This is a genomic window from Arthrobacter sp. 01T414, assembly GCF_056398965.1.
Window position 1 is genome coordinate 293531 of record NZ_JBFTQK010000004.1, and the last position, 12856, is coordinate 306386.

General features: G+C 70.3%; 11 protein-coding genes. 4 read left to right on the forward strand and 7 right to left on the reverse strand.

Annotated features, from left to right (window positions below; genetic code table 11):
* Positions 1-18: 18 nt before the first annotated feature.
* Genes AC1DK9_RS11480 through AC1DK9_RS11495 form a run of 4 tightly spaced genes read right to left on the reverse strand, consistent with a single transcriptional unit; the run spans position 19 to position 6207 of the window.
* Complete coding sequence (locus AC1DK9_RS11480; RefSeq protein ID WP_476916003.1) at positions 19-1110, reverse strand: ABC transporter ATP-binding protein; 1092 nt, start codon at positions 1108-1110, stop codon at positions 19-21.
* Positions 1107-2291 carry a LolA family protein gene (locus tag AC1DK9_RS11485; RefSeq protein WP_476916004.1) on the reverse strand — a complete coding sequence of 395 codons (1185 nt, stop codon included), beginning with the start codon at positions 2289-2291 and terminating at the stop codon, positions 1107-1109. The genes AC1DK9_RS11480 and AC1DK9_RS11485 overlap by 4 nt, the downstream gene beginning before the upstream one ends.
* 60 nt (positions 2292-2351) lie before the next feature.
* Entirely contained in the window at positions 2352-5156 is a 2805-nt protein-coding gene (locus AC1DK9_RS11490; RefSeq protein WP_476916005.1) for a PEP/pyruvate-binding domain-containing protein, read from the reverse strand.
* A gap of 13 nt (positions 5157-5169) precedes the next feature.
* The gene (locus AC1DK9_RS11495; protein ID WP_476916006.1) at positions 5170-6207 is read right to left on the reverse strand and encodes a universal stress protein; all 1038 of its coding nucleotides are present in this window, start codon (positions 6205-6207) and stop codon (positions 5170-5172) included.
* 378 nt (positions 6208-6585) lie between these two features.
* Here AC1DK9_RS11495 and AC1DK9_RS11500 point away from each other — a divergent pair, with 378 nt between their 5' ends.
* Complete coding sequence (locus AC1DK9_RS11500) at positions 6586-7239, forward strand: FAD-binding protein (RefSeq protein ID WP_476861583.1); 654 nt, start codon at positions 6586-6588, stop codon at positions 7237-7239.
* Here AC1DK9_RS11500 and AC1DK9_RS11505 read toward each other — a convergent pair.
* Positions 7236-7871 carry a copper resistance CopC family protein gene (locus tag AC1DK9_RS11505; RefSeq protein WP_476916007.1) on the reverse strand — a complete coding sequence of 212 codons (636 nt, stop codon included), beginning with the start codon at positions 7869-7871 and terminating at the stop codon, positions 7236-7238. The two genes, AC1DK9_RS11500 and AC1DK9_RS11505, sit on opposite strands and share 4 nt — an antisense overlap.
* A gap of 113 nt (positions 7872-7984) precedes the next feature.
* Between AC1DK9_RS11505 and AC1DK9_RS11510 the strand changes: the two genes are divergently transcribed.
* The gene (locus AC1DK9_RS11510) at positions 7985-9427 is read left to right on the forward strand and encodes an NCS2 family permease (protein ID WP_476861200.1); all 1443 of its coding nucleotides are present in this window, start codon (positions 7985-7987) and stop codon (positions 9425-9427) included.
* A 168-nt stretch (positions 9428-9595) separates the two neighbouring features.
* Positions 9596-10576 (forward strand): formimidoylglutamase, encoded by a 981-nt coding sequence (hutG, locus tag AC1DK9_RS11515; RefSeq protein WP_476916008.1) that lies wholly within the window; start codon positions 9596-9598, stop codon positions 10574-10576.
* A gap of 83 nt (positions 10577-10659) precedes the next feature.
* Here hutG and AC1DK9_RS11520 read toward each other — a convergent pair whose 3' ends face one another.
* Positions 10660-11964 (reverse strand): cation:proton antiporter, encoded by a 1305-nt coding sequence (locus AC1DK9_RS11520; protein WP_476916009.1) that lies wholly within the window; start codon positions 11962-11964, stop codon positions 10660-10662.
* Positions 11965-12152: 188 nt separating this feature from the next.
* Between AC1DK9_RS11520 and AC1DK9_RS11525 the strand changes: the two genes are divergently transcribed.
* Complete coding sequence (locus AC1DK9_RS11525) at positions 12153-12389, forward strand: hypothetical protein (RefSeq protein WP_476861203.1); 237 nt, start codon at positions 12153-12155, stop codon at positions 12387-12389.
* A gap of 66 nt (positions 12390-12455) precedes the next feature.
* Here AC1DK9_RS11525 and AC1DK9_RS11530 read toward each other — a convergent pair whose 3' ends face one another.
* Positions 12456-12692 (reverse strand): hypothetical protein, encoded by a 237-nt coding sequence (locus AC1DK9_RS11530; protein ID WP_476916010.1) that lies wholly within the window; start codon positions 12690-12692, stop codon positions 12456-12458.
* Positions 12693-12856: the final 164 nt, after the last annotated feature.

Genomic DNA, 12856 nt, shown 5'->3' on the forward strand with positions numbered 1-12856 from the left:
GGGCCGGGGGCGCGGGCCTCACTGGGCAACGTCGAACCCCTCCCCCGTCAACTCGACGAAGCGGTCCTCGAGGGTGGCCTGTTCCACGGCGAAGCCGCGCACCCGCACCTCGGCCGCCACCAGGGCCGCCACCAGTTGTTCGGGCGACGGGGCACCGGCGGCGGATCCCGCCGGCAACGGCGCGTACAGCACCTCGCCCCGGCTCACGGAGCTCCCGTCGGCGGACGCGCTCCCGCTCGCGGAGGCGCCGACGTCGGTGGAGGAGCCGGCGTCGGGCCTTCCGTTGCCGAAGCGAGCGCCGTCGACGGTCAGCCCCAGGCCGGACAGAACGCGGGCCGCAGCGCCGGGGTCCGGCGTTAGCAGCCGTACCCGGGCCTGCCCGGCCTGCCGCAGCTCCGCCAAGGGACCCTGAGCCACCAGGCGGCCGGCACTCATGATGGCGGCGTGCGTGCAGATTTGTTCCACCTCGGCGAGCAGGTGGCTGGAGACGAACACCGTGGCGCCGTCCGCGGCCAGGGACCGGACGAGGTGCCGCACCTCCCGCGTGCCCTGCGGGTCCAGGCCGTTGGTCGGCTCATCCAGCACCAGCAGCTCCCGTGGCGCCAGCAGGGCATTGGCGATCCCCAGCCGCTGTTTCATGCCCAGCGAATAGGCCCGGACCTTCTTGTCCGCGGCGTGTGCAAGGCCCACCCGTTCCAGCGCGGTATTTACCCGTTCCCGCCGCGTCCCGGCCGGCGCCTCCGGGTCCGCGGCGTCGAAGCGCAGCAGGTTCGCGGCTCCGGAGAGGAAGGGATAGAAGGCCGGCCCCTCGACCAGGGCGCCTACCCGCGGCAGCACGCTGCGCAGTTGCCGCGGCATCTCCTCGCCCAGCACGCGGACCGAGCCGCTGGATGCCGCTGCGAGGCCCAGCATGATCCGGATGGTGGTGGTCTTGCCGGAGCCGTTGGGGCCCAGGAATCCGAAGACCGAGCCCCGGGGCACGGCGAGATCCACGCCGTCGACCGCCAATTGCCGGCCGAAGCGCTTGCTCAAGCCCCGTGTCTCGATGCTCAGTTCGGCGGACGGGGATTCAGCCGATGGCCGCTCTGCGGACGGGGCGGGGGCGGTCACCGGGCGGCAGCCGCAGCCTGGAGCCGCTCCAGTGGGACCGACCCCGCGAAGATGCGGCCGTCGTCGAGGATCAGCACATTCAGCAGGGTGGTCGATAGGAGCCTGCCACCGGGCACCGGCACCGTCGCCTGCGCCAGCAGCGAGGCAATGTTTCCGGCGCCGCCCCGCCGCTCCGGCGCACCGCTGGACGGCATTCCGCTGGACGGTGTTCCGCTGGACTGGGATCCCTTATCCGGCGCCGCCTTGTCCCGCGACCCAATCTTGCCCAGGGCGCCGGCCGGCAGTTCGACGACGGATTCCCAGCCGGTCCCGCTGACCTTGACCTTGTCCTTCGACGCCGAGCCGGGGGCCTTGCTGGCCGTGCCATGCTTTTCCTTGGCGGCGCCTGCCTTGTGGTCCGGGGCCGGGAGTTCCTTGACGGTGGCACCCGGTGGCGGGCTGAACTGGAAGATCGCGGCGTCCGGGGCCGTCAGCGACAGCTTCGTGAAGGCGACGCTGAAGGCCGGATCGGACTGGCCACGTGCCTTCACCTGCACGCCGAGCGGCATCCCGCTCTGGCCGTCCACCGAAATCGAGACCGAGGCCAGCAGGGTGACGGAGGACTTGGGCGTGAGGACCAGTTGGTAGGCGGCGTGGCCTGCGACCTGGACGTCCCTCCCGACGCTCACGTTGCTGCTCCGGTCGAGTGCGGCGAGCAGCTTCGCGGCCAGGCGGTCCGGGGAGGGCACGGATTCCCGGGCGGACGGGTGATGGCCGCCGGACGGAAGGACGGCGTGCGCGGCGGTGTTGTCCTTGGAGTTGTAGAGCCAGAGCTGGTCGCCGTGCCGGATGACATCACGCTCGGCGAGCCGGTCCAGCACCTGGACGCGGGCATTGTCCGCCCCGTCCCGGTAGATCCGGGCGGTGTGGGGGCCCGTCAGCAACTCCAGCCAGGCGGTGTCGCCGGGCCCGGTTCCCGAACCGTTTTGGGGAAGGTCCGGCAAGCCCAGGTTCGAGGTTTGTTCGAGGGTCCCGGAGAAGGACGGGTCGCGGTGCTGGGCGATCAGCGCCAGCACCTGCTCGGGTGACTTGGCCGGCAGCGGGTCTCCCGCGCTGGCCGGCACGGATCCCGCCAGCACCCCGGCGGCGATCACGGCAGGAACGGTTGCGGCCGGCAGCCAGCGCAACCAGGTACGGGTCATTGTGACCGCGCTCCATCATGGCAGCTCATGCTTCAACATTACGCCCGGATGCGGCCGGCATCACCGTTGGCCGGCAGATTCCTCCGGGGCCCGGCCTGCTGTCGGCCCGCCGGTTCCCAGCGGCCGGTCAGGGACCACGGTGCCGGCGGCGCCGTCGACCTGGACGGCCTGCCCGGTGCGGATCAGCGAGGTGGCGTCCGGGACCCCGACCACCGCGGGAATGCCGTACTCCCGGGCGACGACGGCGCCGTGCGAGTTGGGACCGCCCATTTCCATCACCAGCCCGCCGGCGGTCAGGAACAACGGTGTCCAGCCCGGGTCCGTGGAGGGGGCGACGAGGATCTCGCCGGGTTCAAGGTGCGCGCCAAGCGGTTCAAGGATGACGCGTGCCGTGCCGGTGACCGTGCCGGCCGACGCCGGTGTGCCCGTCAGTACACCGGGGGCACGTCCCTCCGTCCCGGCCGCCTGCAGCGCCTCCGGTTCCGTCCCGTCCGAGAGCAGCACCCGCGGGATGTGGCGGCGGCCAAGTTCACGGACATAGGCTTCCCGGCGCTCCGCGGCAAGGTGATGCAGCGGACTCCCGGCGAGGCCGGCACGGAGCTCCACCAGGTCCAGGAAGAAGACGTCATCCGCGTCCGCAATAGTGCCCGCCGCGGCGAGCCCGGCCCCGATCACCTGCAACTGGCTCCGTACCGCGGCGAGAGCCTCGACGATGTGATACTTCGGCAGCTCCCGGAGCCCGGCAAACATCCGGGTGCGCCGCAGTGCCGCCCGCACCAGAGCCGCCCGCAGCCTGCCCCGTTCCCCCGCAGCAGCGACAAGGCGGTCCACCTGGGACTCGGCGTCGCGCGCCGCCCTGGCGAACTGCCGGTCCGGAGCCTGGTCCGGGTCCGCCAGCCGCAGGTAATTGGCGAGGACCCCGAGGATGTGGGCCGGGTCGTCGGCCCAGCGGGGCATCCCGAGGTCTATCTCCGCCACCGCCCGGTGCCCATAGCGGGCCAGGAAGTCCGCGACCCCGGACTGCACCGCGGCGGGCAGGGTCCGGGACCGGTAGCGCTGGGCGAGATCCGGCACCGCGGCTTCAGCGAAGACGGCGGCAGCGCCGGCGTCGGACCGGATGGCCGACGCGAGCCGCCAGAGTGCCAGGTCCATTTCGGTGGTGACATTGTTGGGCAGCCCGCGCAGCACCGGCTGCAGCGCACCGGGGCCGACGCCGGGTGCCGAGAGCCTGCCGGCCGCCGCAAGGAGGGCGAAACCCAGGGCCGGAAGCGGCAGGATGTTGGGCACCACCGGAAAGAGCTCCTGGCCCAGGATGCGCTCCACATGGTCGAGCCGCTGCACCGCGGTGGACCCGGCGGGGACCACCAGGGCCGCGCGGAAGCGTTCACCGAAGCGCTCCGCCCGGCGGAGCGCGGCCTCAGGCCGGAACAAGGCACGGAGCAACGCCTCAGGAATCCTGGCCCGCGCCGCCACGGGACCGACGTGCCGCAGCAGCCGCCACGGAGTCCTGCTGGTGACGGAATAGCGGGGGTCCTCGAACAACCGGCGCATCACGGCCGCGGAGCGGGTTTCCATCACGTCGAAGACCCGCGGGACCACGGCCCGCCCGACGGCGCTGCGGAGCACCGGGGTCAGGTCGAAGAACAGCCGCTGGCCGGCCTCAACCAATGGCGCCGGCCCGTCGTGCGGCACTGGAACGTCGAAGTGCGCCGCGCGGGCCACGGACGAGGCGATCAGCCGGAAGCCCGCCAACCCCATCGGGGTCAGCGGCCGGGTCAGGCCCTGGGCCAGGCTGAAACACAGGTAGACGCGGGATCCGTCGCGGACGGCCTGCCGTTCCGGGCCGCCCCGGCGTTCCGGCCGTTCCGGCAGCGGGTAGAGCGTGGTGATGGGCCGCGACTGTGTCAGCCAGGCCGCGCCGCCGCCGTCGATCGCCCATTCGAGGTCCTGTGGCACGCCGAAGTGGACCTCCGCGCGGCGGCCGAGCAGTTCCAGGTCCAGGAGTTGCGCATCGTCGAGGCAGGCCTGCGGGCCGGCGCCGTGCTGGACGATCCGTTCGGTTCCGCCGCCCGGCAAGGGCCGCACGGCCACCGCCTTGCTGCCGATCCGGCGCCCCAGAATCCTTCGGGTGGCGCTGTCGATGACGAAGTGGTCCGGGTTGACGGCCCCGGAGACTACGGCCTCGCCGAGGCCGGGACTGGCGTCGATGACCGCTTCGTGCCGCCGGCCGGTAACGGGATTGGCGGTGAACAGGACGCCGGCGACGGCTGCGTCCACCATCTGCTGGACGACGACGGCCAGCGACACGGCGGTGGGACTGATCCCGTGGGTGGCGCGGTAACTGACCGCGCGGTCGGTCCAGAGCGAGGCCCAGCACTCCCGGACGGCGGCCAGGACCGCGTCGACGCCCACGACGTTCAGGAAGGTGTCCTGCTGGCCGGCGAAGCTGGCGAAGGGCAGGTCCTCGGCGGTGGCGGAGGAGCGGACCGCCACCGGGGTGTCCGTTCCCAGTGCCGCGTAGGCCTCCCGCACGGCCTCCGCGACGTCGGCCGGTATGTCTGCGGCCAGGATCAGGCGGCGCGCGCCGGCGGCTAGCCGCGCCAGTCCGGGGAGGTCCGCCGGGGAGGCAGCCGCCAGCTCCGCATGCACGGCATCGAGACCGGCGCTCGAGGTGGCGCGGCGGTAGGCCTGCGTGGTCAGGCAGAAGCCGGCCGGAACCGGCAGCCGTGCCCGCAGCAGCTCGCCGAGGTTGGCGGCTTTGCCGCCGACGGCGGACAGCAACTCCGCGCCGGCCGACTCCAGGCCGAGCGCCAGCGCCGGTTGTTGTCCCGGCCGCGGGACATCTGGACTGGGCGCCTGCCCCATCTGCCGGTCGGGCTTACGAGTCGCCGAGCATCGGTCCGAAGCTGGGCCGGTCGGCCAGCCTCGGGTCCTCCCGGTCGGGCACCACCATGACCGGACCCTTCGCGTGGTGCAGGATGCCGTCCGAGGTCGATCCCAGCAGCATTCCGGCGAAGCCTCCGCGGCCGCGGGTGCCCACCACCACCAGTTCCACGTGCCGGCTCGCCTCGACCAGGATGTCGATCGGGGACCCGTCGACCAGCTGGGTTTCGACGTCGACCCGGGGGAAGTGGCTCTTGACCCAAGCCACCCCGGCGTCGAGCTGGACCCGGATATCGGCAAAGAGGGCCTCGCGGTCCATCGGGGCCGGGACCCAGGCCAGCGAACCGCTGTACTGCGGCACGGCGCAGACCAGGCGCAGCGGCGCGGAGAGGCGTTCAGCCTGGGCGGCCGCTTCGAGGACAGCCACCCGGGCCTGTTCGGAGCCGTCCACGCCCACCACCACGACGTTTTCAATCGGCTGGTGGCCGGACTTTTCCCGTTCGGCCCGGACGTGCTTGTCCTCCGTGGTCACGCCGAGCCGGTCGCCGCAGATCAGGGGCACCGTGACAGTGGCGCATTTGGCGTGGGCGGGCAGCGCGCTGCTGACCGAGCCGAGAAGCCGGCCCACGAAGCCGCCGCGGCCGCGGGTTCCGAAGACCAGCAGCTCGGCGGTTTCCGACATCTCCAGCAGGACACCGGAGGCGTCCCCGTTCTCCACCGAGGCGTCAACGTCAATGTTGTAGCCGGCCACCTTGTCCAGTGCCTGCTTCAGGATGGCCTCCGCGCCCTCGCGGATCACCGAATCGTCCACCGTGGCGTACCCGCCGTCCAGCCCGGAGGCGGCGAAAACGGGCACCGAGTAGGCGGTCACGATGTGCAGCGGACGACGCCGGCGCTCGGCTTCCCGGGCTGCCCACACCAGAGCGCAGTGGCTGTGGTCTGAGCCGTCCACTCCCACCACGATGCCCCGGGGAGCGGAACCGCGGCCGGCGGCGTCCCCCGCCGGATCCGGATGCACTTGTTCTGCGGCCATGGGGTCCGCCTCCTCGCGTGTCGTGGCTGTGTTGCGGCTATTCTGCCAGAAGAGTGAGGCCATGGCGTCCACCCGGAGGCGGGCAAGTTTTACCCAGTGTTTACACCGCCGCCGGCCGCCCCGGAACGCCGCGGGCCGCCGGTTAACGGCAACCCCGCGGCCCGCGGAAACCAGCGCAGGTTCGTGGAAATTCAAAGTCGGACCGGCCCTGTTCACAACCGGAAATCTTGGGTATCCTCTGAGTCGTTGCTGAACCGAGACTCGTCTTTCAGATCGCAGCCTCCCGTGCGGGGCGCGTCAGGACGGATCGACGGAAAAGCGTTCCGGGCACAGGCCCGGGACCCGCGTTATTCGAGGAGGGACCCCGCAGTGTCGAGCATGCCTGAGTACGGCGGAATCGAACGGACCAGCACTGTGGTGATCGGCACGGGGCTGTCCGGACTGGCGGTCGCCAGCGAACTGCAGCGCCGGGGAGTCGGCGCCATTGTGGTGGACGGCCTCGATCTGCTCGGCGCCGGGAACCCGGCCAACACCTCCTCGCTGCAGCGCTGCGACGCGGCGGACGCGGCCACCCTCCGGGAGCGCAACGAGATCTTGCGGCACCTGCGGAACTACGCCGCCAGCCATCACCTCGATGTCCGCAACAACGTGCGGGCACTGCAGCTGGACCATCTCAACGCGGACGCGCCGGCAGACGCCAGCCTGGACTTCCACGGAACCGGGCAGCCGGCACAGCAGTGGGCCGTCAGCACCCCCAACGGGATCCTCTACGCCGACCATCTGGTCCTCACCCGCTGCGCGCACAGCCAGCTGCGCCGCATGCTGGCCGAACTGGGCGTGGCCGCGGGGCAAAATCTCATGGCGGCCATGCACGCGCTCGGCATGTACCTCGTCGGCGTCGGCGAGTTGATTACCCCGACGCCGAAGGAAGTCCTGCGCCAAGCCAAGCTCGTGGGCCAGGCGATTTCCGCCAAGGTCCACCCGGAGGGCATGCCCTCGCTGCTGTCCGCGGGGCTGGCTCTCCCGGCCTAGGAGCCGGCTTCGTCCTCGTCGCCGCCGTTGAGCCGCCGCTTCGCCATCAGGCCCAGGGCCACCAGGATGCCTACGGCCACCGCCACGAAGATGACGATGCTCCACGGAAAGGGCTGCGAGGCATCCGGCACCGGCGAGGGCGCGAACGTGGTCCCCGGCTGGGCGGTTCCCAGCGTCGGTACTGAGCCCGACGCCGGTGCGGTGCCCGACGCCGGCGCGGTGCCGGCCGTCGCCGTACCCGCACTAGAGGCGGTGAAGGTGAAAGTTCCCTCGATCGGGTGGCCGTCCGAGCTGGCGACCCGCCACTGCACCGTATAGAGCCCGGCCGGCGCACCCGCCTTGAGCTTCTGCGACGCCACGTTGTCGACGATCTCCACCGCACCATCGGCCCAGTCGGTACCGGCGGCGTCGCTGACCTTGATCTGCGTGCCGAGCGTCAGCGGATGATTACTGAGGGTAATCGAGACCGCTGCCGGGGGTTTGGGCACGGTGGCGCCGGCGGCGGGGCTGGTCGACTCCACGGCGTCGTGGGCCGACGCGGGGCCGGCGCCCAGGAGTGCTGTGCCCAGCAGGACCGCGGCCACGGCGATCAGGCCCAGCAGGGCACCCGGAAGTTGTCTGACGAAACGCATTGCTGGCCTGCTCCTAGTGTTGGCTTCCTTACAGACTAGGCGAGTTTGGCGGGTGGGCGCCGTCACGCCTAATAGGATTTAGCTAACACCCCTTTTTCCCTCCCGGAGGACCAATGCTTAAGCAGGGCTCTGCACTCGACCGGTATTTCAAGATTTCCGAGCGGGGGTCGAACTTCTCGCGCGAGATCCGTGGCGGGTTCGCCACGTTCTTCGCCATGAGCTACATCGTGGTGCTGAACCCGCTGATCCTCTCCGGCCCGGACTCGTCCGGGGGAACGCTTGGCTTCCCGGCTGTTGCCGCGGTGACCGCTTTCGTGGCCGGCATCCTGACCATCCTGATGGGCGCCTGGGCCAAGCATCCCTTCGCACTGGCCACCGGCCTCGGCGTGAACGCCTTCGTGGCCGTCACCGTCGCCACCAACCCCGGCCTGACCTGGCCGGACATGATGGGCCTGGTGGTCCTCTCCGGCGTCACCATGCTGATCCTGGTGCTGACCGGTTTCCGGACCGCTGTGTTCAAGGCCGTCCCGGAAGGGCTGAAGACCGCGATTGTCGTCGGCATCGGCCTCTTCATCGCCCTGATCGGCCTGGTCAACGCCGGCTTCGTCCGCCGCATCCCGGACGTCGCGGGAACCACCGTCCCGGTGGGCCTCGGCTTCGACGGCAAGCTCCTCGGCTGGCCCACGCTCGTGTTCGTGATCGGCCTGGTCCTGACCATCGCCCTAGTGGTGCGCAAGGTCAAGGGTGCCATCCTGATCGGCATCATCACCTCGACCATCCTGTCCGTGATCCTGGAATTCACCCTGCACATCGGGCCCAGCTTCGACGGCAAGAACTTCAACCCGCAGGGCTGGTCCCTCGTGGCGCCGAAGTTCACCGAGTGGGCCGCCCCGGACCTGTCCCTGATCGGCAAGGCCAACCCGTTCGGCGCCTTTGAGCACCTCGGCGTCGTCGCCGCGACCCTGCTGGCGTTCGTGATCCTGCTGAGCATCTTCTTCGACGCCATGGGCACCATGGTGGGCTTGGCCACCGAGGCCGGCACCATCGACAAGGACGGCAACATCCCGAACGTGGACCGCGTGCTGCAGATTGACGCCCTGGGCGCGATCGTGGGCGGCGGCGCGTCCGTCTCCTCCAACCAGATCTACGTCGAATCCGGCGCGGGCATCGGCGAAGGCGCCCGCACGGGCCTGGCCTCGATCGTCACCGGCCTGCTGTTCCTCGTCGCCATGTTCTTCACCCCGCTGATCAACCTGGTGCCGTTCGAGGCCGTGGCTCCGGCGCTCGTCGTCGTCGGCTTCATGATGGTCTCCCAGGTCGGCAAGATCGACTGGCAGGACTGGGGCATCGCGATCCCGGCGTTCCTGACCTTCACGCTGATGCCGTTCACCTACTCGATCGCCAACGGCCTCGGCGCCGGCTTCATCTCCTTCGTGCTGATCCGCCTGGTCCAGGGCCGTGCCCGCGAAGTCCACCCGCTGATGTGGGCCGTGGCCGCAGCGTTCCTGCTCTTCTTCGGGATCGGCCCGATCGAGGCCGCCCTCGGCATCCACTAGGGACTCCGCACCGTCCCCTCCGCCGAGATGACAGTTCGCGGCAGTGTTTCTGAAAAACATTGCGGTGAAATGTCATCTCGGTGGCGTTTAAGGGGAGTTTCCGGGATTTCGGACACCCCGACGGCGGCGCTGCTGGTTTTCGGGGCCGGCCTGCGGTGAGCTTGGGGCATGCCTTCTTCCGCCAGCACCGTTGATGTCCCGCCGCAGCCCTGGACCGGCAGGTTCGACGGCGACGGCGCCGAGCACCGCCGCTGGTGGCAGGCCGTAACGCGCTACTCCGTGCACCCAGCGCACCCGGCGAAGCAGCTACAGCAGGCAAGCGCCGCCCTTGTGCGGCCCGCCGTCATCCTCGGTTTCGGCAGCGACGCCGGCGTGCGTCGCAACAAGGGTCGGGCCGGGGCAKCGGCGGCCCCGGCGGCCATCCGCGCGGCCCTCGGCCCGCTCGCCTTCCACCTGGACCGGGACGTCCACGACGCCGGCGACGTCACCGTCACCGGGGACGCGCTGGAGGCCGGGCAGGCGCGGGCCGGGCTCGCGATCACCGGGCTGCTCGACGCCGGCGCCCTGCCAGTGGTCCTCGGCGGAGGCCACGAGACGGCCTTCGCCAGCTACCTGGGCGTGGCCGGGTCCGCCGCCGTCCGCGAGGGACTCCGTGTCGGCGTGCTGAACCTGGACGCCCACTTCGACCTCCGCGACGAGCCTGTGCCGAGCTCCGGCACCCCGTTCCTGCAGATGGCGCGGGCGGAGGCCGCCGCGGGACGGGAACTGGCGTACGCCGTCCTCGGAATCTCCGAGCCGAACAACACCCCGGCACTGTTCCGCACCGCGGCGGAGCTCGGCGTGGACTACCTGCTGGACGAAGACTGCTCCGCGGACGCCGCGCAGGCCTTCGTGGCGGCGTTCCTCGCGCAGGTGGACGCGCTGTACCTGACCATCGACCTGGATGTGCTGCCGGCGTCGGTGGCGCCCGGCGTGAGTGCGCCGGCCGCCTACGGCGTCCCACTGCCGGTCATCAGCGCCGTCTGCCGGCAGGTCGCCGCGAGCGGGAAGCTGCTGCACCTGGACGTCGCGGAACTGAACCCCGAGTTTGACGTCGACGGCCGCACCGCCAAGGTGGCCGCACGGCTGATCAACACACTGCTGCGGTAGCGGGCGCGCCACGGTCTGCGGGCGCGCCAGGATCTGCGGGCACGCCGCGTCCCTGAGCCGAGTCGCGTCCCGGCGCCGGGGCCTCAGATGGGCGTGTGCGGAGCCTGGCCCTCGTCGCCGTGCCGTTCCACCGCGCGGCGTTCACGCAGCCGGTCCAGCCGGTTCATCACCGGCGCCGTCGTCGCGCCGTGCAGCACGATCGACATCGCCACGACCAGTCCCACGAACGCCCAAAGTTCCTGCGCCTGCGCGCCGAAGTTGCCGTGGCCGAGGGCGAAGCCGAGGTAGTAGAGCGAGCCGATGCCGCGGATGCCGAAGAAGGAGATGGCGATGCGTTCCCGCGGCCCGGTCTTGCCGCGGGCCAGCCCGAGCCAGCCCGCCAGCGGCCGGACCAGCAGCAGGAAGGCCAGCGCCACGAGCACCTCGGCCCAGCCGATCCCGGCCAGCAGGCCACGTGCGATGGCGCCGCCCAACAGGACCAGGATCACCACGGTCAGCAGCCGCTCGAGCTGCTCCACGTAGGAGTGCATCACCCGGTGGAATCCGTGGGTGCGTTCCGCGGCCCGGATGGTGACGGCGCAAACGAACACGGCGACAAAGCCGTAACCGTCGATCATCTGCGTGACGCCGTAGGCCAGGAAGGTGGCTGCCAGCGCCACGAAGCCCTCGGAGTGGTTGGATAGCCGGACACTCTCATGCCGGGCCGTGAAGAAGAGCCGTCCCAGCAGCTTGCCCGTCCCAAGGCCCAGCAGCACGCCGATGCCGATCCGCCAGAGCACGTCCACGGCCAGCCAGTGGCCCAGCCAGCCGGACGGGGAGGCGCCGACGAAGCTGATGGCGATGGCCAGGTACACAAAGGGGAACGCCAGCCCGTCGTTCAAGCCGGCTTCGGAGGTCAGCCCGAAGCGGATCTCGTCCTCACGTTCGGTCTCCCCTTCCTCGTCCGCGGGCTCCCCCACCTGCACTTCGGAGGCCAGGACGGGGTCGGTCGGGGCCAGGGCGGCCGCGACCAGGAGTGCTGCCCCCAGGCCCAACCCCAGGAACCAGAGCCCCAGCAGGGTCAGCCCGATGATGCACAACGGCATGGCCAGGCCCAGCATCCGCCACGTCGTCGACCACCGCCGGCGCCCTATCGGCCGGTCGAGGGCCAGTCCGGCGCCCATCAGCGAGATGATGACGCAGACTTCGGTCAGGTGGGTTACGAACTCCCCGTGCTGCAGGGGATCCGGGTTCGGCAGGGCCGGCATCAGCGTGAACGCCAGGATGCCTGCGCCAAGGAACACCATCGGCATCGAGAGGGGCGCATTGCGCAGCAGCTTGGGCAGCACCGCCGCGATGAACACGGCGATTCCGGCCGCGACGAAGGCAACACTGGAAGCTTCGAACATGCGCACGCCCTCCTGCCACAGCCGGGTGCAGGCCCGGAATGGGTCGGGGCGCCGTTCCAACAGAACGGCGCCCCTCGCCTAAAAGATATACCGCCACCTGCACACTATCGGCTCCGGACCGGGACGCCACGCCGGACAGACTAGAATAGAGGGCGGCCAACCGGCCGGATTCTAGGAAAGACCGACTAATGAACACACACACCATGCGGACGCAGGCCTCTGACGCCACGTCCATCAAGCTCTCGTTTGCCAGCGCGCACGAGGTCCACCATGGCCTCGAAAACGCCGTCAACACCCTCATCGCCTCGGCCATCCAGGACCGACGCTGCGGGATCCGGGTCACCCGCCACGAGCCGGGCGCCTACACCGTGGCGCTCGATGAGACCGTGCCGTTCGGCGAGACCCACGAGGACGTCGCCGCGTAGGCGCGCGTGCCGCGAACAGGCGAAGGGCCGGTGAGGAATTTATCCTCACCGGCCCTTTTCCGTACGCTAGCTCCGACGCACCTGCACGCCGTCGGACTTCAGGAACAGTTGCGCTTCCGACGGAGTGCCCGGCACCAGCCAGAGCACGTTCCCGCTGGACGACACTTCCTCCACCTCGCCGGCAGTCAGCAGTTGTGCATGCTTGAGGATTTCAACTTGGTCCCCCGCCTTGAGGCTGCTCCAGTCGGAGACCGTGGCTGCGAACGCCGTGCGCCTGGACATGACCGTCCCGCGTGATTTCATGAACTTCTACCCCTTTGTAGGTTCGTCTTCTTAGCTTTGCTCCACAACGTCATTGGTGTGGGCTATCTCATATTTCTACTACACTTCCGGCGCCCCCGAGGGCCGTGTTGCCGAACATTTCGGGGACGCCGGAAAATGCCCGGCCGCCGAGTATTTTCTTTGCC

Excerpts from the sequence above, each read along its gene's own strand:
- AC1DK9_RS11485 (WP_476916004.1), bottom strand. The coding sequence starts at position 2,291 with ATGACCCGTACCTGGTTGCGCTGGCTGCCGGCCGCAACCGTTCCTGCC.
- AC1DK9_RS11490 (WP_476916005.1), bottom strand. The coding sequence starts at position 5,156 with ATGGGGCAGGCGCCCAGTCCAGATGTCCCGCGGCCGGGACAACAACCG.
- AC1DK9_RS11495 (WP_476916006.1), bottom strand. The coding sequence starts at position 6,207 with ATGGCCGCAGAACAAGTGCATCCGGATCCGGCGGGGGACGCCGCCGGC.
- AC1DK9_RS11500 (WP_476861583.1), top strand. The coding sequence starts at position 6,586 with ATGCCTGAGTACGGCGGAATCGAACGGACCAGCACTGTGGTGATCGGC.
- AC1DK9_RS11505 (WP_476916007.1), bottom strand. The coding sequence starts at position 7,871 with ATGCGTTTCGTCAGACAACTTCCGGGTGCCCTGCTGGGCCTGATCGCC.
- AC1DK9_RS11510 (WP_476861200.1), top strand. The coding sequence starts at position 7,985 with ATGCTTAAGCAGGGCTCTGCACTCGACCGGTATTTCAAGATTTCCGAG.
- AC1DK9_RS11520 (WP_476916009.1), bottom strand. The coding sequence starts at position 11,964 with ATGTTCGAAGCTTCCAGTGTTGCCTTCGTCGCGGCCGGAATCGCCGTG.
- AC1DK9_RS11525 (WP_476861203.1), top strand. The coding sequence starts at position 12,153 with ATGAACACACACACCATGCGGACGCAGGCCTCTGACGCCACGTCCATC.
- AC1DK9_RS11530 (WP_476916010.1), bottom strand. The coding sequence starts at position 12,692 with ATGAAATCACGCGGGACGGTCATGTCCAGGCGCACGGCGTTCGCAGCC.